The sequence below is a fragment of the Pseudomonas sp. Eth.TT006 genome, from assembly GCF_054456575.1.
Window position 1 is genome coordinate 612,294 of the sequence record NZ_JBTJEN010000001.1, and the last position, 20,706, is coordinate 632,999.

Genomic DNA, 20,706 nt, shown 5'->3' on the forward strand with positions numbered 1-20,706 from the left:
ACTCAGGAAGTGCGACCCATGACCGTGTTGAAGATGTCCGACCTCGATCTGCAAGGTAAGCGCGTATTGATCCGCGAAGACCTCAACGTCCCAGTCAAGGACGGTGTTGTCACCAGCGATGCGCGTATCCTGGCTTCGCTGCCGACCATCAAGCTGGCCCTGGAAAAAGGTGCGGCGGTGATGGTGTGCTCGCACCTGGGGCGTCCGACCGAAGGCGAGTTCTCCGCCGAGAACAGCCTCAAGCCAGTCGCCGACTACCTGAGCAAGGCCCTGGGCCGCGAAGTGCCGCTGGTGGCCGATTACCTGGGCGGTGTTGACGTCAAGGCCGGCGACATCGTGCTGTTCGAAAACGTGCGTTTCAACAAGGGCGAGAAAAAGAACGCCGACGACCTGGCCCAGCAATACGCCGCGCTGTGCGACGTGTTCGTGATGGATGCCTTCGGCACTGCGCACCGCGCCGAAGGTTCGACCCACGGCGTGGCCAAGTTCGCCAAAGTCGCCGCTGCCGGCCCGTTGCTCGCCGCTGAGCTGGACGCACTGGGCAAGGCACTGGGCGCCCCGGCCAAGCCAATGGCGGCCATCGTCGCCGGTTCCAAGGTCTCGACCAAACTCGACGTGCTCAACAGCCTGAGCCAGATCTGCGATCAACTGATCGTCGGTGGCGGCATCGCCAACACCTTCCTCGCGGCTGCCGGTCACCCGGTTGGCAAGTCGCTGTACGAACCGGACCTGCTGGACACCGCGCGCGCCATCGCCGCCAAAGTCAGCGTGCCGCTGCCGGTCGACGTAGTGGTTGCCAAAGAATTCGCCGAAAGCGCTGAAGCCACCGTCAAGCTGATCGCTGACGTCGCGGCTGACGACATGATTCTGGACATCGGTCCACAAACCGCAGCCAACTTCGCCGAACTGCTGAAGTCGTCGAAAACCATTCTGTGGAACGGCCCGGTCGGCGTGTTCGAATTCGACCAGTTCGGCAACGGCACCAAAGTGCTGGCCCAGGCCATCGCCGAAAGCGCGGCGTTCTCCATCGCTGGCGGTGGCGACACGCTGGCGGCCATCGATAAATATGGCGTGGCCGAGCAAATCTCCTACATTTCCACCGGTGGTGGCGCGTTCCTCGAATTCGTCGAAGGCAAGGTGCTGCCGGCCGTTGAGGTCTTGGAAAGCCGGGCCAAGGCCTGAGGCCGCCCGTTTGGCCAGGCAAAGGAGTGTTCACATGGTCAAGTCGTTAGCGCTGTTGCTGCTGACCGCTACGCTGGCAGCCTGCGGGAGTAATCCGAAGGCCGAGGCGACGCCTGCACCCGGTGCGGTGCAGAAAGGCTGCTACCAGGCGGACTGGCAGGCCGAGACCAACCCGGTGCTGAACAAGCGTTCGGGGCCGGACGGTCTGGACAAATACGAGACGCAAACCCCGGCCAAGGAACATGGTTGCCCTTGACCGGTCTGACTCTTTAACTCAGGGCTGGCGCCGTTGGCGGTCAGTCGAGGAACACGGATGAAAGGCTTGATCGCCATCGCGGCGTTGGCATTGTTGGGCGGTTGCGCGCAGTTGAACCTGTTCCAGTCGTCTGCCCCGGCGGATAACTGGACCACCTGGACCTGCGACAGCCAGGCCAAAGTGCTGTGGCGCTACGCCGATGCCGGCCAGCAGGAAGTCGATGTTCGACTCGGCGGCGGTGATCAGGTCTATCGCCTGAAAGAAGAGCCGGGCGCCTCGGGCACGCTGTACAGCGACGGCATGCTGGCATTTCACGTCAAGGGTGACGAAGGCCTGGTGTACTGGGTCGCCACCAATGACCTGATCGGGCGGGGCTGCAAGGCGCAGTAACACGATTGAATTGGTGTACAGAGGTCCAAATGTAGGAGTGAGCCTGCTCGCGATAGCCATTTTGCAGTCAACACTGCAGTGACTGTCAGACTGCTATCGCGAGCAAGCCCGCTCCCACAGGGGTGTCTGTGTAGTTCTTGAGAATCTGCTTTATCGAATCACCAGGCCGGGCCTCAACCCCCGATCTGCAATCACTTGAATAGCCGCCGCCGCTCCGGCAGGCTGGCACGATTAACGACCCTCAACCGGGAGAGACACACACAATGGCACTTATCAGCATGCGCCAGATGCTGGACCACGCAGCCGAGTTCGGCTACGGCGTTCCAGCCTTCAACGTCAACAACCTTGAGCAGATGCGCGCCATCATGGAAGCCGCTGACAAGACTGACTCCCCGGTGATCGTCCAGGCTTCGGCCGGCGCCCGTAAATACGCTGGCGCCCCGTTCCTGCGTCACCTGATCCTGGCCGCGATCGAAGAATTCCCGCACATCCCGGTGTGCATGCACCAGGACCACGGCACCAGCCCTGACGTCTGCCAGCGCTCCATTCAACTGGGCTTCAGCTCGGTAATGATGGACGGCTCCCTCGGCGAAGACGGCAAGACCCCGACCGATTACGAATACAACGTCCGCGTTACCCAGCAAACTGTAGCTATGGCGCACGCCTGCGGCGTTTCGGTTGAAGGCGAGCTGGGCTGCCTGGGTTCGCTGGAAACCGGTATGGCCGGCGAAGAAGACGGCATCGGCGCCGAAGGCGTTCTGGATCACAGCCAGATGCTGACCGACCCGGAAGAAGCCGCCGACTTCGTCAAGAAGACTCAGGTCGATGCCCTGGCCATCGCCATCGGCACCAGCCACGGCGCCTACAAATTCACCAAGCCACCTACCGGCGACGTGCTGGCGATCGACCGCATCAAGGAAATCCACAAGCGCATCCCGAACACCCACCTGGTCATGCACGGTTCCTCGTCCGTGCCACAAGAGTGGCTGGCGATCATCAACCAGTACGGCGGCGACATCAAAGAAACCTACGGCGTACCGGTTGAAGAAATCGTCGAAGGCATCAAGCACGGCGTGCGCAAGGTCAACATCGACACGGACCTGCGCCTGGCATCCACCGGTGCCATGCGTCGCCTGATGGCCACCAACCCGAGCGAGTTCGACCCACGCAAATTCTTCGGCGAAACCGTGAAGGCCATGCGTGACGTGTGCATCGCGCGTTACGAAGCGTTCGGTACTGCCGGCAATGCTTCGAAGATCAAGCCGATCTCGCTGGAAGCGATGTATCAGCGTTATCTGAAGGGTGAGTTGAACGCCAAGGTCAACTAAGCCTGAGTGTTGGACTGTTTCAAAAGAAACCCGCCGTGAGGCGGGTTTTTTGTGGGTGGTTATTCCTTCAAGTCCACATGATCCAGCGCCTGGTTCACCGCCAGTTCACCGAGCATGACCACCTGCGCGATACCCAGCGCGGTCTTACGGTGTGAGGTGTCGAGCATGGCGGCGAAGTTGTTGAGCATTTCGCTGGCTGAACCCAGGGTTTCGCTGGCGTTGGCCAGCAGGGACTCGGTGTTGTACTTCGGGTTGGCGAGGTACATGGGCTCGGGTTTGTGCGTACTGGCCATGATGAAAGCGGACGGTTTGAGGTAATGGTCGAGGGCGCGCTCGGCGGCGTCGTTGAGCTTTTTTGAATCGAGGGATTCGTAGGGGGAGGCCGGGTCGGTGACCGGCGGGTGAGGCGTTGATTTTGTCATTTGCTCGAAACCTGATTGGAGTGCCCCCCTCTGGCTACTAAATCAAAGTGGAGGCAACTGTACGCAGGTTAGTAGACCGGGGTTTCGAGCAAGCCGGCGCACCCGAAGGTGCCCTGCGCACAGTTACCATCAAGCGCAGGTAGCGAAATACCTGACTGACAGCTGCTTGTGCACAAAGCTTGAAACCAACGGGCTACTAAACCCGACCACTGGAAATCAGTGACGCGAACCAAGTTACCGATGGCCCGCCAGGCGCACAAGCCGGCGGATTCTGGCGTAACCGTAGGCTACGGCGCAAGCTGTTGTAGGCATCCGGAAGTTACCGCCAACCAATCTAAACGACATCGTTTAATGTAGGAGCTGCCGCAGGCTGCGATCTTTTGATCTGGCTTTGATACTGAAAAAACGGGATCAGAAGATCGTCCGATCGCGGCCCGAGCCACTGGCAGCTTCTACAGGAAAGAGAGGTGGATTTATCGCCGGGGTCAAAAATCTGTGATTCAGAGTTATTCGCTGGCGGCAAAAAGTTACAGGAAATCTGCTGAAGTTCTGTAGGTCTTTGTACTTGTTGGTGAAGCCACTTTCCGTATTTTCTCTCTCGTCTTGACAGGTGGTTGCTCCCTCTAATCCAATGATTTTGTTTGTTAAGCGGTTTCTAATCATGGATGAAGGAAAGTACCAATGGCTTATAGGAAAAACACACTGATCAACCTCGCTGCTGCCAGTTTACTAATGCTGAATAACCAGGCTTCAGCTGATACGCCGAAAGTCATGTATACCGCTATGATCACCAGCCAGGGCAAGGTTTTGAAACAATCGCCCGTCTGGATCTCTCATGTAGAGCACAATCCACGAGACGGGTATTTCTCGGATTATAAAATCGTATTCAAAGATGGCGCATTTAAAGGCTCGCCTGGTTTTTGTGCTGTTTCTGTGGTTGATAAGGATACGCTGGATGATATTTTTTATGCCCAGGCAAAATTATCGGGGACACCCACACGCAATAATGTGAAAGTCATTACGCATCAGGTTGGCAGCGCTGATGCGCAAACGAGCGCTTCCAAAAGTTTTATGTTGATGTGTGCGAGTTGAAGTGGGAGAAAAAGAACATCGATTTATTAATTGCTCTTGCGATCGGAGATGGCCATTAACGCAAATGCCGCGGACTGCTTGGGGCGTTTTTTGAAGTCGTCATCAATGAGTTTTAACACACAGTACGGCGGGGCTATTCAGTTTCAATGCGGTGGCGCACCTGTTAAAAGCTGACGGTCTGCAATGACGCCCAAAATGAACTTTTGTAGGAGTGAGCCTGCTCGCGATTGCGGTCTGACATTTCAGCCTGTTTGGCGACTGACATTCCGCTATCGCGAGCGGGCTCGCTCCTACAGTTTGATGGCTAGCAGTCTGCGAGATATGCGGCGGCTTTCCGTGCGCTATCGTTGGCAAGCCAACTCCCACAGGGTTCATGGGTGGTTTGGCAATCTCGGTAAAGTTACTTGTCGTGATCGATGTCGAGCTTGGAAAAGGTCACCTGCCCACCCTCACTCGTATACCCGCTGTTGTCCTGCACATATACCCCGGCCTTGAAGTACAGCGGCTTGTCGCGCCAGGTTGCGCTGATCTGTGAATCCCACTGATAGCCCGCCGCGCTGACACCGAGCGCGCCGCCGGGGCTGAGGTGGATGAGGTAGTTGAATTCGTTGTCCAGTTTGATCCCGCTGGCGAGGGTGATGACGCGGCTTTCTTCGTCATCCGGGTGCATGCGGACTTTGATCACCAGATTGCCGCTCTGGGTTTTTTCCTTGTACTGGTATTCGAGCTTGACCATCGGGCGCTGGCTTTCATATGCGTGTATCTGGCCAATGACGATCTTGCCGGAGCTGGGCACCTTGTTTACCGCGAGGGTCGCGCGCAGGGTGTTGTCGGCGTCCGGGTAGTACCAGTTGCGCAACGTGCCGTTGCTGTAGGTTTCGCGCAGTTCGGTGCGCGGGTAGATGGCGTTTTCGGTTTTCGAGCCGGTCACCGGTGACCAGAAGAACAGGGTGCCGGTGTCGGAATGGAAGTATTGATCCTTGAAGCCGTTCACCAGTTTGGAGGTTTCGACGGTGTATGGCGGACTGCCAACGGGAACGCTGAGGTTCCAGGTTGCGAGATCGATCATGTCGGTGCTTCCACTCAATTCATCCTGAACGCGAGTGCCAGATGCTCTAGCCTGCGCTTTTCGGGGCGCATTTATAAGCGTAGAGGAAGTATTTGTTAATGCCCGTTTGGCAGATGATTGACGTCAACATCCTGTCGAAATGCCACCTTTCCCGGATTCCGGGGGCTACAGGCTTGACCGTTAGTCGGCTAGACCTCGCTTTGATTAGATGATGGCGCGATGACAGCTACTGCTTTCAGCGATCCGCGACTAGAGTGAAGGCTCAATACCTGTACGGTTTTTAGTTTTGCAACCGGCCTGAAGTCCCGATAAGAGAAGCAGCATGGAATGCGCGCAACCCCTGCCAGATGAAGGCAACTCTGTCCTTTTGATCGTTGATGATTACCCTGAAAATCTGATCAGCATGCGCGCGTTGCTGCAGCGTCAGGATTGGCACGTCATGACCGCCGCCTCCGGTTTCGAGGCGCTCAATCTTTTGCTCGAACACGAGGTCGACCTGGTGCTGCTGGATGTGCAGATGCCGGGTATGGATGGCTTTGAAGTCGCGCGGCTGATGCGTGGCAGCCAGCGTACGCGTCTCACCCCGATCATTTTTCTCACCGCCAACGAGCAATCGCAGGACGCCGTGATCAAAGGCTATGCCAGCGGTGCGGTGGATTACCTGTTCAAGCCGTTCAATCCGCAAATCCTCAAGCCCAAGGTGCAGGCGCTGCTCGAGCACCAGCGCAATCGCCGAGCGCTGCAACGCCTGAGCCATGATCTGGAAGTCGCCCGGGCCTTCAATGCGTCGGTGCTGGATAACGCCGCCGAAGGGATTCTGGTGCTGGGCGAGGATGGCTTGATTCGTTACGCCAATCCGGCGATTTCGCGCTTGCTCAACGCTCCGGTGAAAGAGCTTGAGGGCAAGGAGTTTCTCGATTTTCTGCAGAAGCCGCACATCCCGTTGTGGGCCGATTCCGAGCTGTATGCCGGCTACAAACGTGGCGAGACCTTGCGTCTGCACGATGCGTTGTTGCGCACCGCGCCCGGTCAGCAAGTGCCGGTGGCATTGTCTTGTGCGCCGTTGCCGGCGGAACAGAAGGCGATGGTGGTGACGGTGCTGGACATGTCGGTGGTGCGCCACTTGCATCAGCAACTGGAGTTTCAGGCGGTGACCGATCCGCTGACCGGTTTGCTCAATCGTCGCGGCTTCTATCAGACGGTAGAGAATCTGCTATTGCGCGGTGAGCGCAGCGACAGCAGTTGGGTGCTGCTGTACCTCGACCTTGATGGCTTCAAGCGAGTCAACGATTCCCTCGGCCATGATGCCGGCGACCGGGTGTTGCGCTGGGTCTCCGAACAATTGAAAGCCTGCCTGCGGCCGTTCGACATCCTCGCGCGCATGGGCGGCGACGAGTTCACCGCGTTGCTCGATCTGGAGTTTCCCGAGCAGGCGGCGAAGATTGCCGAGAAGCTCATCGAGCGGGTCTCGGTCTGTCAGCAGATCGAGGGCATGGACATCGTCCTCGGCGCCAGTATCGGCATCGCCACTTACCCGGACTGCGGGGCGAACCTCGACGGCTTGCTGCGCGCGTCCGACATCGCGATGTACGAGGCCAAGCGTGCCGGGCGCCAGCAGTATCGCTTTTACGATCACGACATGAACGGCCGGGCGCGCTCGCGTCTGATGCTCGAAGAGAGCGTACGCACCGCCATCGAAAACCGTGATTTCAATCTGGTGTATCAGCCGCAGGTGGCGATCGACAGCGGGCAGATTCGCGGCTTCGAAGCGTTGTTGCGCTGGCAGCATCCAAGTGTCGGCGATGTGCCGCCAGGGCTGTTTTTGCCATTGCTGGAAGAAGCACGGTTGATCAGCCGGCTCGGCAGCTGGATCTATCACCGTGGCGCCGGCCAGCGCAAAGCCTGGGAAACCCTGTTTGCCGAAGACCTGGTGCTCGGCGTCAGTCTGAGCAACACCCAGTTCAGCCTGCCCAATCTGGTCACCGAGTTACGTCAGGTGCTGGAGCGGCATGCCCTGCAACCACGGCAGCTGGAGGTCGAAGTCACCGAAGAAGCACTGATGCACAACCCCGATGAAACCCGTAAGCAGTTAAGGCTGCTGCACAATCTGGGGGTGCGCGTGGCGCTCGACGACTTCGGCTCGGGGCCGTGTTCGCTGGCGCATCTGCGCGATCTTGAACTCGATACACTCAAGCTCGATCGGCACTTGATCGCCCGGTTGCCGGATTCTGCCCGCGACGCCTCGCTGGTCAGCACTGTTATCAGCCTGTGCAAGCAATACGGTTTGCTGGTGATCGCTGAAGGGGTGGAAACCGTCGAGCAGTATCAGTGGCTGCAGGCTCATGGGTGCGAATACGTGCAAGGCTTCCTGGTGGCGCGGCCGATGATCGCCGATGACGCCGCCAGCTTCGCCGAGCCGTTTGACTGGAGCGCGCTGCCCGTTTGAATTCGCTACACTGGCGCTCTTTTCCAAGCGTGTTGCGGTGTCCATGACTGCGTTGAAATACCTCCAGGCCTATCCCGCGCAACTGCAGGATCAGGTGCGCCAGCTGATCGCCGAAGGGCGTCTGGGTGATTACCTGAGCCAACGCTATCCCGGGCGTCACGATGTGCAGAGCGACAAGGCGCTGTACGGCTACGCGCTGGACCTGAAGCAGGAATACCTGCGCAACGCGCCGGCCATCGACAAGGTGCTGTTCGACAACCGCCTCGACCTCACGCACCGCGCGCTGGGCCTGCACACCACGGTGTCGCGGGTGCAGGGTGGCAAGCTCAAGGCCAAAAAAGAGATCCGCATCGCCTCGCTGTTCAAGGACGCGGCGCCGGAGTTTCTGAAGATGATCGTCGTGCATGAACTGGCGCACTTCAAAGAGTCGGATCACAACAAGGCTTTCTACAAACTGTGCGAACACATGCTGCCGGGGTATCACCAAGTCGAGTTCGACTTGCGGGTGTACCTGACGTGGCGTGATCTGCAATGAAATTCCCGATCAAGTGATCGCGGCCCTGTAGGAGCTGCCGAAGGCTGCGATCTTTTGATCTTCAATCGATTCGGAGTGCATGCATGGACGTCAGCAAAACCAAAAGCAGTTTCTACCGCCGCCTGTACGTGGCGTACCTGATCGACAGCGGTCTGGCCGCCAGCGTGCCGGCGCTGACCGAGGCCACCGGCATGCCTCGACGCACGGCGCAGGACACCATCGCCGCGCTGGCGGATCTGGATATCGTCTGCGAATTCGAACAGGAGGAGGGCGCGCGCAATCATGCCGGGCGCTACCGGATTCGCGAGTGGGGGGCGATTGATCGTGGGTGGATCGAGCGCAATCTGCGGCAGATCAAGGCGGTGCTTGAATATCCCTGAGTCCTGCGGTGATTGGGCTGACGCCTTCGCTGGCAAGCCAGCTCCCACAAGGATTTGAGCCGGACACTTATTTTGTGTGCGGCCGTTAAACCTGTGGGAGCTGGCTTGCCAGCGATGAGGGCCTCAAGAACGACGCATCCCGATATGCGGAATGTCATCCTCCAGATATTCCTCACCCTGCGCGACAAACCCGTAACGGCCGTAATACCCCTGCAGATGCGCCTGCGCCGACAGATAGATCGGCACCTGCGGCCACAGCTTGGCGGCCTGTTTCAGCGCCTGTTCCATCATCACGTGCCCCAGCCCTTTACCCCGCCCCGGCGGCGCGATGATCACGCGGCCGATGACCACCTCGCCGCCCAGGGACGCTGGATCGAGCAGACGCAGATAAGCGATCAACTGGTCGTTGTCCCAGCCCATCAAATGATGGGTGTCGCCACTCAGATCCTGACCGTCGAGGTCCGGGTAGGCGCATTGTTGCTCGACCACGAACACGTCCGAGCGCAACTTCAATAGTGCGTACAACTGCTGTTTATCCAGATCGCTGTGATGGGTGCAGATCCACTCGATGGTCATCTTCCGGCTCCTTGAATGCTGGCGTCCGATACTAAGCGCAGCGATGCCGGATGTCTGTATGGCGGATGAGTCTGTGACAAAGATCAAAATGCCATCATTCCTTTCGCGCGGCGGCGGCTGCTTTGTGTAATCTGCTGGAAAGCGCTGTGCACTGGCTGCAATGAGCTAATGTTAGGGCCTGGGTTTCGCCGGTAAGGGGCCTTGGGGTTTTGACTGGAAAACACGCCGGGCCGCCCGCCCGCTAAGGATTTTCAAGCATGCCGCGAACGCATCGAGCCTTTGCTTTGATCGGATTGCTCTTGCTGGCCCAAGCCGCCGCGGCGGACAAGCTGCGACTGGTATTTGATATCTGGCCGCCCTTTACCGACGACACGCTGGTCAACGGCGGCCTCGCCACCGATATCGTCAGCACTGCACTGGCCCGGGCCGGTTATGCCAGTGACTATGAGCAAGTGCCGTGGGCGCGGGCGCTGCTGGGGGTTGGCGAGGGGCGCTACGACGTGCTGGTCAACGCCTGGTACAACGACGAGCGCACCAAGTTCGGCCAGTTCTCTGGCGAGTACCTGCTCAACCGCATCCGCTTTATCAAGCGCAAAGACGCGCCGCTCGAATACAACAATCTGGAACAACTGCACACCTATCCGATTGCGGTGGTGCGCGGCTATGCCTATTCCGCGCAGTTCGACGCCGACACGGCGTTGCAGAAAGTCCCTGTGCATAACTTCGCCATGGCCGTGCGCATGCTGGCGGCGGACCGGGTCAAGTTGACTCTGGAGGATGAGTATGTGGCCAAGTATTACCTGGCGCGCGAATCACCCAAAGTGCGCAATTCGGTGGAGTTTCTGCCCAAGCCGCTGAGCGAGAACAGCCTGCATATTCTGGTCAGCCTGAAGAATCCGCAGCATGAGCAGATTGTGGCGGGGTTCGACAAGGCGATTGCGGCGATGAAGGCGGATGGCAGCTATGACAAGTTGCTGCGTCAGCATGGGATGTGAGCTCTGACCCGGAATTTATTGTTGCTGATGGCCTCATCGCTGGCAAGCCAGCTCCCACAGGTTTCGCGGCGTACGCAAGTCATGTGGGAGCTGGCTTGCCAGCGATGGGGCCTGTCCCGCCACCTCAAACTTCGCGGGTATCCTTGATCAGGTGCGCCGCCAATGTCCGCAACGGCCCCAGCTGTCGGCAGATCAGCGCCAGTTGCGTCTGCACCAGTCGCTGCCCTTCATCGATCTCGTCCGGCATCTGCTCCAGCTCATCGGCCAGTGCTTCTTCTTCGTCACTCTGAATCGCAATCGGCTGCTTGTTTGCCAGCCCCTGGGCGATGTCGTCGATGCTCGCAGCCAGTTTCACTCCGGCGCCATCGATCAAGTGTTGGCGAACGTCCGCCGGGAGTTGGGTTTCGCGGTGCGCGCCCAGCCCTGACAGATAACTGAGCAGGGTGTGCGACAGCACCAGGAAGCGGAAACCGACATCCGCTTCCTTCCGGAAATGCCCCGGCTCCATCAGCATGTTCGCCAGCGTGGTCGACAGCGCCGCGTCGGCGTTGTGCGCGTTGCGCCGGGCCAGGCGATAGGCGAGGTCGTCGCTCTTGCCGGCGGCGTATTGCTGCATGATCTGGCGCAGGTAGATGCTGTTGCAGCTCAGGGTGTTGGCCAGCACCTTGTTCAGGCGTCGGCCCTGCCAGTCCGGGAGGAACAGGAACACCGTCAGGCCGGCGATCAGGCTGCCCAGCAGGGTATCGAACAGGCGCGGCAGGAACAGCCCGTAGCCATCGCCGATCTGGTTGAAGCAGAACAGCACCATGATGGTGATTGCCGCCGTCGCCAGGGTATAGCGCGTGGTGCGGTTGGTAAAGAACACCACCCCGGCGGCGATGGCGAAGCACGACTGCACCAGCGGGCTGGGAAACAGATCGAACAGCGCCCAGGCCACGGTCAGGCCGATGGCGGTGCCGAGAATCCGCTGCCCGAGTTTGCGCCGCGTCGCGCCGTAGTTCGGCTGGCACACGAACAACGTGGTGAGGATGATCCAGTAGCCTTGCGACGGGTGAATCAAATGCACCATGCCGTAGCCGATACTCAACGCCAGCGGCAAGCGCAGGGCATGGCGGAACAGCAACGAGGTCGGTGTCAGCTGCGTGCGCAAGCGTACCCATACGTCCTTGAGGTTGCGCGGCGAACGGTCGAGCAGGCTGCTGTCGGTGGCGTCCGCCAGCGCATCGGGGTTGCTCGCGTCGCTGAGCAAACGGTCGAGGGTGCCGAGGTTGGCCGCCAGAGCGCGCAGCGAGCGCAGCAGGCCGCGCCACGCCGGGTTGCTCTGGATGCGCAGGTGTTCGAGGGAGGCGTCGAGGTCGCTCAGCGCTTCGGCAAAACTGGCGTCGTAGACGAAGGGCTGGCGCATCTGGATCGATTCGGCCAGCGCGCGGCAGGCCTTGCCCTGCTGACGCAGCAGGCGCTGGCAGCGGAACAGCACGTCACTGTGGAAGAACGCATCGGCCAGCGCGTTGTACGGATAGTGCGAGGAACTGGCGCGTTCGTGGATGTCCTGGGCGAGGAAGTACAGCTTCAGATAACGGCTGACTTTCGACCCCGGGCGACCGTTGCCGACCCGGTGCAGAATGATTTCCTTGGCACTGTTCAGCGCTGCCACCACGCGGCCGTTCTGCTGCGCCAGTTCCAGCCGGCGGGCTTCGACGTCCAGCTGGCGAATCGGCTCGAACAGCGAGGCTTTGAGCTTCAGGTAGAAGCCCAGTTCGCGAAACAGTCGGGCCAGGCTCTGTTGCACCGGCTGGTTGGAAAACAACGCCTGCCACAGCACCGAGAGCAGACCGTACCACGCGGCGCCGGCCACCAGCAGCATCGGTTCGTGCCAGAAATCGGTGACCGCGCCGCCGCGCTGATCCACGCCGATCATGGTGTACACCGACAGAATCAACGTCGCCGAGGCAATTGCGCCATAACGCTCGCCGAGCGCGCCGAGCATGGTCAGGCCGAAGCTGGCCAGGGCCAGGGCGATGGCAAACACGATGGGGTAGGGGAACAGCAATTCCACCGACAGCGCGGCGATACTGAAACACACCAGTGTTACCGCCAGTGCGTTGAGACGCCCCTGCCAACTGTCGTCGGTCTCGGCCAGGGCGCTGGCGATAATCCCCAGAAACAACGGGATCAGCAGACCCATTTCATCCTGATACCAACACAGCGCCATGCTGCCGGTCAGGGCGATGAACACCCGCACGCTATAGCTGAATTTATCCAGCGCCCACAGGCGCCGCAAAGACTGACGAAACGAGGTCGAGGACATGAAGTGCGAAGGCCTTCCGAGGCGATGCCGCTAAATTGAGCCAGTAATGACGCCGACGCAATGGCGCCGATCACATCTGACAGCAAAAAGTGTTCCTGACTGCTTTTGTGCCGAGCCTAAGTCCGGAATGAACCCAATCTCTGTAGGAGCTGCCGAAGGCTGCGATCTTTTGATCTTGTTTTTAAAAAGCAACATCAAAAGATCGCAGCCTGCGGCAGCTCCTACAGGGGGATGTTGTTTTGGCTAGACGTACTGCGCGGCGGCGTAGCCGGAGGCCCACGCCCACTGGAAGTTGAAGCCGCCCAGATGCCCGGTGACGTCGAGCACTTCACCGACAAAATACAGGCCCGGGCTTTTCAGCGATTCCATGGTCTTGGACGACACTTCGCGGGTGTCGACGCCACCCAGCGTGACCTCGGCGGTGCGGTAGCCCTCGGTGCCGGCCGGCACCACTTTCCAGCTGCCGAGTTTGTCGGCGATCTGCGCCAGTTCGGCGTGGGTGTACTGCTTCATCGGTTTGGAGACGAACCAGTTGTCCGCCAGCAGATTGGCCATCTTCTTGGTGAAGACCTCGCCGAGCAGGGTTTTCAGTTCGCTGTTCGGCCGTTCGACCACTTGCTGTTGCAGCCAGGCGGCAGCGTCGTGATCCGGCAGCAGGTTGATCTCGACGGTGTCGCCCGGTTCCCAGAACGACGAGATCTGCAGAATCGCCGGGCCGCTGAGGCCACGGTGGGTGAACAGGATGTTTTCGCGAAAGCTTTGATCGTTGCAACTGACCAGACAATCGACCGAGGTTCCGGACAGCTCGCTGCACAGTTCCTTGAGCTGATCGGTGATGGTGAATGGCACCAGTCCGGCGCGGGTCGGCAGCAGTTCATGGCCGAACTGTCTGGCCACCTGATAACCGAAACCGGTGGCGCCCAGCGTCGGGATCGACAGGCCGCCGGTGGCGATCACCAGTGACTGGCATTGAACCTGGCCGAGGGTGGTGTCGAGCAGGTAGCCGTTTTCGACCTTCTCGATGGTCTGGATCGAGGTGTCGAGGTGCAGCTCGACGCCGACCTGATCGCACTCGTTGAGCAGCATTTCGAGAATGTCGCTGGATTTGTTATCGCAGAACAGCTGGCCGAGTTTCTTCTCGTGGTACGGCACGCCATGTTTGCCGACCATGCCGATGAAATCCCACTGGGTGTAGCGCGCCAGGGCCGATTTGCAGAAGTGCGGGTTGTGCGAGAGGAAATTGCCCGGCTCGGTGTACATGTTGGTGAAATTGCAGCGGCCACCGCCGGACATCAGGATTTTCTTGCCGGCCTTGTTCGCATGATCGAGCAGCAACACTTCACGCCCGCGCCCGGCGGCGGTCAGTGCACACATCAACCCTGCGGCGCCAGCGCCAATGATCACGACTTCGGTAGAGCGCAAAACGGTGTCCTCACAAAATGTCACCACAAAACCAACTGTAGGAGCTGCCGCAGGCTGCGATCTTTTGATCTTGCTCTTAAAACAAAGTCAAAAGATCGCAGCCTGCGGCAGCTCCTACAGGAGGTGGGCGTTGTTCTTACAAGACGCGTACGCGTAGCGAACGGCCCTTGATCTTGCCGTCGTTCAAACGCTGCAGCGCCTGCATGACCACGGTGCGTTCAACCGCCACGTACGACTGGAAGTCGAAGATCGCGATCTTGCCGACCTGGGCGCCGGGGATGCCGGCGTCGCCGGTCAGGGCGCCGAGGATATCGCCCGGACGGACCTTGTCCTTGCGCCCGCCGGCGATGCACAGGGTGCTCATCGGTGGCTGCAGCGGCGCGCCGCCCTGGGACTTGAGGTTGTCGATCTGATCCCAGTTCAGCGGGGCTTTCTGCAGTTGTTCGATGGCTTGCGCGCGATGCGCTTCGGACGGCGCGACGAGGCTGACCGCGATGCCTTTCTCGCCAGCGCGACCGGTGCGGCCAACGCGGTGAATGTGGATTTCCGAATCGCGCGCCAGTTCGACGTTGATCACCATGTCCAGCGCATCGATATCCAGACCACGGGCGGCGACGTCGGTGGCGACCAGTACTGAAGTACTGCGGTTGGCGAACATGGCCAGCACCTGATCGCGGTCACGCTGTTCCAGATCGCCGTGCAGGCCGACCGCGGAAATGCCCTTGGAGGTCAGGTGATCGACGGTTTCCTGCACTTGCTGCTTGGTGAAGCAGAACGCCACGCACGAGGCCGGGCGGAAGTGGTTCAGGACTTTGGTCACCGCGCTCATGCGCTCTTCCGGAGAGATCTCGTAGAAACGCTGTTCGATCTGCGTGTCGTCGTGGAACGCTTCGGCCTTCACCGTTTGCGGGTCACGCATGAATTTCGACGCCAGTTGCTTGATGCCCACCGGGTAGGTGGCGGAGAACAGCAGGGTCTGCCGGCGCGACGGGGTCTGCTCGATGATGTCTTCGATGGCGTCGTAGAAGCCCATGTCGAGCATGCGGTCGGCTTCGTCGAGAATCAGCGTGTTCAGGCCGTCAAGCACCAGCGAACCCTTGCGCAGGTGCTGCTGGATACGCCCCGGAGTGCCGACGATGATGTGCGCGCCGTGCTCCAGCGAAGCGATCTGCGGGCCGAACGACACGCCGCCGCACAGGGTCAGGACCTTGATGTTGTCTTCGGCACGGGCCAGGCGCCGGACTTCCTTGGCGACCTGGTCGGCCAGCTCTCGGGTCGGGCAGATCACCAGTGCCTGGCAACCGAAGTAACGCGGGTTGATCGGGTTGAGCAGGCCGATGCCGAACGCGGCGGTCTTGCCGCTGCCGGTCTTGGCCTGGGCAATCAGGTCCATCCCCTTGAGGATCACCGGCAAGCTCTGCGCCTGGATCGGCGTCATCTGGGCATAACCGAGGGATTCGAGGTTAGCCAGCATGGCGGCGGACAGCGGCAGAGTATTAAAAGCGGTGGCGATGGTGGTCACGGGACTGGCCTGCAAAACAAAATGTCGCGCAGTGTAGCAGCCTCATGCCGGTTTCCTCGAAAGTTCTGGACGAACAGCGGTTAAAACCCGGCGGGAGGGGGAGTCATGTGGTGAAGGGTTTTATCTGTGGTGAGGGGATTTATCCCCTCACCACAAAAGCCCCCTGACCATAGAGCCATCTGCAAAAATTGCAGTCAGTGTTCGATGTGTTCTTCCGGCCGCTTCGCCCGCCGGCCATCCTCTTTCGACAATTGCGAGAAGATCGTCGCGGCCAGCATCGCCATGATTCCGACGGTGAGGAAGGTCAGCTGGAACGCGCCGAGCACGGTTTCCACGCCGTCGTTACCGATCTCTGCAGTAAACCCGCCCAGCAACGCACCGGCGCAGGCCACGCCCAGGCTCAACGACAATTGCGCCACCACCGACAGCAAACTGTTGCCGCTACTGGCGCTGGCGTCGTCGAGGTCGATCAGGGTCACGGTGTTCATCGCGGTGAATTGCAGCGAGTTGATCGCGCCGAGAATCGCCAGTTGGCCCAGCAGCAGCCAATATGGCGTCTGCTCGCTGACCAGACCCATGCTGGCCAGCATGATCCCCAAGGCGAGAGTGTTGCCGGTGAGCACGATGCGGTAGCCGAGGCGTTCGATCAGCGGACGCGCCATCCACTTGGCGAACATCGCCGCAGCGGCCAGTGGCAGCATGCTCATCCCGGCCTGGGACGGCGAATAACCCAGCGCCACTTGCAGCAGCAACGGCACCAGAAACGGCAGCGCGCCACTGCCCAGCCGCGCGAACAGGTTGCCGAGAATGCCGACGGCAAAGGTCCGGGTCTTGAACAGTGACGGGGCGAACAGCGGATTCTCGATATGCCCGGCGCGCAGCCAGTACGCCGCCAGACAGGCCAGACCGGCGAACAGCAGCAACATCACCCGCAGGTGCGGCAGGTGCAGTTCGCCAAGGCCTTCCATGGCGATGGTGATGAGGATCATCGCCGCGCCAAACAGCAGAAAGCCGAGGCTGTCGAAACGCGTGCGTTCCGTGCCGCGCAGGTCGGGGATGAATTTCCACACCGCGTAGCAGCCGACAACGCCCACTGGCAGATTGATCAGGAAGATCCAGTGCCAGGTCAGGTATTGAACCATCCAGCCACCCATGGTCGGGCCGATCAGCGGACCGAGCAGCCCGGGAATGGTGATGAAACCCATGATCCGCACCAGTTCCGAACGCGGGTAGGCACGCAGCACCACCAAGCGTCCGACCGGCAGCATCAGGGCGCCGCCCAGGCCTTGAATCACCCGCGCGCCGATCAGCATGCTCAGGCTGCTGGACAGCGCGCAGAGCAGCGAACCGAAACTGAACAGCAGAATCGCGCCGAAGAAGATCTTCTTGGTACCGAAGCGATCAGCGATCCAGCCCGAGGCCGGAATCAGCAACGCCACGGTGAGCATGTAGGCAATGACCACGCCTTGCATGCGCAGCGGATCTTCGGCCAGATCCCGGGCCATGGCGGGGAGGGCGGTGTTGAGGATCGTCCCGTCGAGGGACTGCATGAAGAACGCAATGGCGACGACCCACGGCAACCAGCGGGCGGTGATGGCGTCGAGCGGCGGGCGGTTGGGCATGGAACCTCTAGCGAGTAATTAATCCAGATACTTGTTCAAACATGAAACTCTGTGGTGAGGGGATTTATCCCCGATGGGGCGCGAAGCGGCCCCGCTTTTAAAATCAAATACAGGGGACTGCTGCGCAGTCCATCGGGGATAAATCCCCTCGCCACAGGACCCACTCCAGCTCGATCCCCGGGTGTGCTGGAGTTTCATTTACAAGGTCAAGGTCAATCGGCTCACCAGCGCCCCCGGCAGCAACGCCGACGAGGTATTGCGCTGGCTGTAGGTGCTCGCCGACAACAGCAACTCGCGCTCGGCGGTCAGTGCTTCCAGCTGCGAACCGAGCAGGCTGTAGGCGCTGTCGTCGAAGCGCATGGTGCTGACCGGCGCCTGGATCTCGCCATTCTCGACCCAGAACGTGGCAAACCGGGTCATGCCGGTCATGCGCGCGGCCGGTTGATCGGAGTAGTTCAGGTACCACAGGTTGCTGATATACAGCCCGGTGCCCAGTTGCTTGAGAATCTGTTCCTGCGCCAGATCGCCCGCCGCCATGTTCAAGGCGCTGGGCATCTCACCGCCGCCGGCGCCGTTGGCGGCCAGCCCGTATTCGGCCGCACTGCGCGAGCCGACCAGTTGATCACCCGCCTTGCCTTCGACGATCAGGCGCAAGTCACTGCGCGGATAACCTTCGCCGGAAAACGCCGGGCTCAACGATTCGCTGACCTTCTCATCCAGTGACACCAACGGACTGAATGCCTGATCGCCGACATACAGTTTCTGCAACGGGCTGCTCTTGCTGGCAATCGACTGGGCCGAGAAACCGCCCCAGCTCAGCATGCTCATGATTTCTTCCAGCGCCGCCGGTGCCAGGTAGGCGCGGTACTGCCCCGGCGCCAGAGTGCGCAGCGGGCGTCCGAGAAATTCCAGTTGCTCGCGTGCCTGGGCAAAGCGCCGGGCGAAACCTTCGCTGCTCCAGTCATGCCCGGCGTAGCTGGCTTTTACCGCTTCGCCGTTGGTGTGGAACAGGCTGAAATCGAAGTTGAAACTGTTGGCCTGATGCCAGCCAAATGCCCCCGAAGAACTGGCGAAACCACGGCTGATCGGCCCGGCGGCATAGAAGCCCACCAGATCCAGGCCGTCAGCGGCAGCGCAGATTTCATCCACCACCTGCTCCGTGTCCGGCAGCGGATGCTCCTGCACGTTTTCGCTCTGCCATCCGGTGTGGTTGAGTAGCAGATACGGATCCTGCGGCAGCAACGGCAGGGTCTCGCGCAATTGCTGCAGGCCTTCGGCGAGCCGTTGCAAGTCGGCTTCCTGATCACCGGACAAAGTGACCTGCAGGTCGGCGTGGCGACCGTCGTTGATCAGTTTCAGGACGATGTTGGCTTGCTGCACCTGCCCGGCCTGACGCACCTTGGCGTGATTGAAACGCACGAACGCCGAGGACTCTGCGGCGTAGCTGAGGGTGAATTGTTCCGGGTCGCGCACACTGTCGCGCAGCCACTCGACCATGACCTTGAAGGCGTCGGACTGACTCTTCGAAATGCTCATCAGGCGTCTCCCCCAAACACATCAACGTTGCTGAATACGCAGGCCGGCGAAGCGTGGCCGACGCGAATCACCTGGTTCGGCTCACCCTTGCCGCAGTTCGGCGTGCCCAGCACCTTGACGGTGTTGGCGTCGCCGACGGCGCGCAGGCTTTTCCAGAAGTGCGCGGAAATCGCCCGGTAGTTGGGATTTTTCACCACGCCCTTCAGTTCACCGTTTTCGATCAACTGGCCCCATTCACAGCCGAACTGGAATTTGTTGCGTGCATCGTCGATCGACCAGGAGCGGTTGGTGCTCATCAAAATGCCGTGCTCGATACCTTTGATCAACTGTTCAAGCGGCTGGTCGCCCGGCTCGATGTTGAGGTTGGCCATGCGATCGATCGGCGGGCGGTTCCAGCCGCAGGCGCGGCTGTTGGCGACGCCGTCGAGACCGGCGCGGAACTGCGACAGCGCGCCGCCCAATGGTCGCAGCAACAGGCCGTCGCGGATCAGGAATTGTTTGCTGGCCTTGCTGCCGTCGTCGTCATGGCCGTAGCTGGCCAGCTCTTCCGGGATGCCCGGATCGAAGGTCACGTTGAGCAGTTTCGAGCCGTATTGCAGAGTGCCGAAGTCGCTGGTTTTGACGAAACTGGTGCCGGCGTAGTTGCGTTCGTCGCCGAGGATCCGGTCAAGCTCCAGCGGGTGACCGATGGATTCGTGGATCTGCAGCATCATCTGGTCCGGCATCAACAGCAGGTCGCGCGGGCCTTGCGGGGTGTTCGGCGCGAGCAGCAATTGCAGCGCCTGATCGGCCACCTGCGGGCCGGCACCAATCAGACCGCAACGGCTGATCACGTCCGCGCCGCCCTGCTGGCCGAAGTTTTCGCGGCCGAGGGAGCGGGTCTGGCTGTCGTTGCCGTCGTAAGCGGTGACGTCGAGGCCCGGATAGACGAAGCGCTGCGCCTGGCGCAATTCGGCCCCGGCGCTGCTCAGGTAGATCTGCTCGACGTGGGTAATGCCGATGCTCACCTGCCAATTCACCAGGCGCTCATCCTTGGGCACCGAGGCGGATTCCGCACCGAGCAGCTCGAAGCATTCGCTCAGGGACGGGAAAGGTTGTTCGAGATTGGGCGAAAAGTAATCAGCGCGATCACTCGACAGCGGTTGATCGCGCAGGTCGAGCAGGGCGTGCGGCTTGAGTCGCCGCGCTTGTTGTTCTGCGCGTTCGAGGGCTGCTTGCAGGCCTTGCTGCGACAGGTCGTTGGTGGCAGCGTAGGCCTCGACACCGTTGACCCGCACCGTGAGCATCGCGCCTTCGTCGCGGCTCAGGCTCGGCGGCTCGGCGACGTTCTTGCGCACCGACAGGTACTGGCCGGACTCGCGCACATACCGCAGGGAAAAGAACTCGGCGCCCGTGCGCAAGGCAGCGAAACGCTGCTTGAGCTGGGGGTGGAAATCGAACATTCGGGAACCTCCTTGTTATGGAGTTGCGGGGTAGAGCGATTCGGCGGGGAGGGGTGAAACGATTGCGCGAGGTCTAGAGTAGGCCTGCGTGGGGGTAGGATCAAGTGAAGAGGGACTGTAGGAGGATTTACTGTGCAGCGAGGGAATTTGTGTTGAATCTGAGGGCCCCTTCGCGAGCAAGCC

At 60.4% G+C, this 20,706-nt stretch carries 18 protein-coding genes; 9 read left to right on the top strand and 9 right to left on the bottom strand.

The window, feature by feature from the left end; all coding sequences use genetic code 11:
• The first annotated feature begins 18 nt into the window (after nt 1-18).
• The 4 genes from ACXR0M_RS02885 (at nt 19) to fba (ending at nt 3,156) form a co-directional block, all read left to right on the top strand.
• Nucleotides 19-1,182, top strand: coding sequence for a phosphoglycerate kinase (locus ACXR0M_RS02885; RefSeq protein ID WP_458829721.1), 1,164 nt, complete (start codon nt 19-21; stop codon nt 1,180-1,182).
• Between the two features lie 34 nt (nt 1,183-1,216).
• Nucleotides 1,217-1,438: a hypothetical protein gene (locus ACXR0M_RS02890; RefSeq protein ID WP_458829723.1), complete on the top strand. Its 222-nt coding sequence runs from the start codon at nt 1,217-1,219 to the stop codon at nt 1,436-1,438.
• A gap of 57 nt (nt 1,439-1,495) precedes the next feature.
• Complete coding sequence (locus ACXR0M_RS02895) at nt 1,496-1,828, top strand: MliC family protein (RefSeq protein ID WP_458829725.1); 333 nt, start codon at nt 1,496-1,498, stop codon at nt 1,826-1,828.
• A 263-nt stretch (nt 1,829-2,091) separates the two neighbouring features.
• Nucleotides 2,092-3,156: a class II fructose-bisphosphate aldolase gene (gene fba, locus ACXR0M_RS02900; protein WP_085646941.1), complete on the top strand. Its 1,065-nt coding sequence runs from the start codon at nt 2,092-2,094 to the stop codon at nt 3,154-3,156.
• A 59-nt stretch (nt 3,157-3,215) separates the two neighbouring features.
• Here fba and ACXR0M_RS02905 read toward each other — a convergent pair whose 3' ends face one another.
• Nucleotides 3,216-3,578 carry a DUF6124 family protein gene (locus ACXR0M_RS02905; RefSeq protein ID WP_458829727.1) on the bottom strand — a complete coding sequence of 121 codons (363 nt, stop codon included), beginning with the start codon at nt 3,576-3,578 and terminating at the stop codon, nt 3,216-3,218.
• A 681-nt stretch (nt 3,579-4,259) separates the two neighbouring features.
• Between ACXR0M_RS02905 and ACXR0M_RS02910 the strand changes: the two genes are divergently transcribed.
• Nucleotides 4,260-4,670, top strand: coding sequence for a hypothetical protein (locus ACXR0M_RS02910; protein ID WP_458829729.1), 411 nt, complete (start codon nt 4,260-4,262; stop codon nt 4,668-4,670).
• Between the two features lie 400 nt (nt 4,671-5,070).
• On the opposite strand, the gene ACXR0M_RS02915 is transcribed toward ACXR0M_RS02910, so the two are convergent.
• On the bottom strand, nt 5,071-5,739 hold the full coding sequence (locus ACXR0M_RS02915; protein WP_458829731.1) for a polysaccharide lyase family 7 protein: 669 nt from the start codon (nt 5,737-5,739) through the stop codon (nt 5,071-5,073).
• Nucleotides 5,740-6,061: 322 nt separating this feature from the next.
• Between ACXR0M_RS02915 and ACXR0M_RS02920 the strand changes: the two genes are divergently transcribed.
• The 3 genes from ACXR0M_RS02920 (at nt 6,062) to ACXR0M_RS02930 (ending at nt 9,100) form a co-directional block, all read left to right on the top strand.
• Nucleotides 6,062-8,185, top strand: a complete 2,124-nt coding sequence (locus tag ACXR0M_RS02920; RefSeq protein ID WP_458829733.1) for a putative bifunctional diguanylate cyclase/phosphodiesterase — start codon at nt 6,062-6,064, stop codon at nt 8,183-8,185.
• Between the two features lie 43 nt (nt 8,186-8,228).
• Entirely contained in the window at nt 8,229-8,720 is a 492-nt protein-coding gene (locus tag ACXR0M_RS02925; RefSeq protein WP_458829735.1) for a M48 metallopeptidase family protein, read from the top strand.
• A gap of 83 nt (nt 8,721-8,803) precedes the next feature.
• On the top strand, nt 8,804-9,100 hold the full coding sequence (locus tag ACXR0M_RS02930) for a winged helix-turn-helix domain-containing protein (RefSeq protein WP_458829737.1): 297 nt from the start codon (nt 8,804-8,806) through the stop codon (nt 9,098-9,100).
• 123 nt (nt 9,101-9,223) lie between these two features.
• Here ACXR0M_RS02930 and ACXR0M_RS02935 read toward each other — a convergent pair whose 3' ends face one another.
• Nucleotides 9,224-9,676: a GNAT family N-acetyltransferase gene (locus ACXR0M_RS02935; protein ID WP_458829739.1), complete on the bottom strand. Its 453-nt coding sequence runs from the start codon at nt 9,674-9,676 to the stop codon at nt 9,224-9,226.
• Between the two features lie 257 nt (nt 9,677-9,933).
• Between ACXR0M_RS02935 and ACXR0M_RS02940 the strand changes: the two genes are divergently transcribed.
• Nucleotides 9,934-10,671, top strand: coding sequence for a substrate-binding periplasmic protein (locus ACXR0M_RS02940; protein WP_458829741.1), 738 nt, complete (start codon nt 9,934-9,936; stop codon nt 10,669-10,671).
• Nucleotides 10,672-10,795: 124 nt separating this feature from the next.
• Here ACXR0M_RS02940 and yccS read toward each other — a convergent pair whose 3' ends face one another.
• The 6 genes from yccS to ACXR0M_RS02970 form a co-directional block, all read right to left on the bottom strand.
• Entirely contained in the window at nt 10,796-12,979 is a 2,184-nt protein-coding gene (gene yccS, locus ACXR0M_RS02945; RefSeq protein ID WP_458829743.1) for a YccS family putative transporter, read from the bottom strand.
• Nucleotides 12,980-13,222: 243 nt separating this feature from the next.
• Entirely contained in the window at nt 13,223-14,401 is a 1,179-nt protein-coding gene (locus ACXR0M_RS02950; RefSeq protein ID WP_458829745.1) for a BaiN/RdsA family NAD(P)/FAD-dependent oxidoreductase, read from the bottom strand.
• Nucleotides 14,402-14,537: 136 nt separating this feature from the next.
• Nucleotides 14,538-15,875 carry an ATP-dependent RNA helicase DbpA gene (dbpA, locus tag ACXR0M_RS02955; protein ID WP_458829858.1) on the bottom strand — a complete coding sequence of 446 codons (1,338 nt, stop codon included), beginning with the start codon at nt 15,873-15,875 and terminating at the stop codon, nt 14,538-14,540.
• A 242-nt stretch (nt 15,876-16,117) separates the two neighbouring features.
• A complete protein-coding gene (gene mdtD / locus ACXR0M_RS02960; RefSeq protein ID WP_458829747.1) occupies nt 16,118-17,545 on the bottom strand; it encodes a multidrug transporter subunit MdtD in 1,428 nt (475 codons plus the stop codon).
• Nucleotides 17,546-17,743: 198 nt separating this feature from the next.
• On the bottom strand, nt 17,744-19,081 hold the full coding sequence (locus ACXR0M_RS02965) for a TldD/PmbA family protein (protein WP_458829749.1): 1,338 nt from the start codon (nt 19,079-19,081) through the stop codon (nt 17,744-17,746).
• On the bottom strand, nt 19,081-20,523 hold the full coding sequence (locus ACXR0M_RS02970) for a TldD/PmbA family protein (protein WP_458829751.1): 1,443 nt from the start codon (nt 20,521-20,523) through the stop codon (nt 19,081-19,083). Before ACXR0M_RS02970 ends, ACXR0M_RS02965 begins: the two co-directional genes overlap by 1 nt.
• Nucleotides 20,524-20,706: the final 183 nt, after the last annotated feature.